This is a genomic window from Bradyrhizobium sp. Arg816 (assembly GCF_029989365.1).
Classification (GTDB): domain Bacteria; phylum Pseudomonadota; class Alphaproteobacteria; order Rhizobiales; family Xanthobacteraceae; genus Bradyrhizobium.
The window spans coordinates 1-448 of record NZ_JAPRAQ010000218.1 but is presented as its reverse complement, the minus strand read 5'-3'; the positions used below and the strand labels follow the sequence as shown (position 1 = coordinate 448).

The window sequence follows — 448 nt, the reverse complement described above, 5'->3', positions numbered from 1 at the left end:
ACGAGCCCGAAATACTCCCGCCTTTTCCATAGAGCGCGTCTCCGGATTCGTTGGTCACTTCAAAAGCGCCGCCGTCGACACGCTTCAGGAAGTTGGCGCCGTTGAAGGTGGCAATAGAGACCTCCGCGAGATCGATGGTGCGGCCGTTCGAGTAGGTGCCGACAACACGTCCCTCGTCGCTGACCGACACGCTTTGCAGTTGACCTGCGGCGTAACCGTCCTGTTGCAGTTGGTTCACTTGCACGTTGCCATTGGTGTCCGCAAACGACGTTAGTCCGCCGGTGCCAAATGCCATTGTGACGTTACCCAGGCTGGTACCATCCACGGTAAGCCCGGCCAGCGTGATCTGACTGACCACCGGCTGCATCTGCCCGTTCGGACCAAACTTGAAGTCCGTTCCGACGTTCTGCCAGGCAACGGTGTTTCCGGTCGCGTTGGAATTGACCTG

At 58.9% G+C, this 448-nt stretch carries 1 protein-coding gene; it reads right to left on the bottom strand.

Annotation, left to right across the window (positions count from 1 at the left end):
* The coding region (locus tag OWC48_RS46595) for a flagellar hook-basal body complex protein (protein WP_282526006.1) at nt 1-448 on the bottom strand (448 nt) is incomplete at both ends.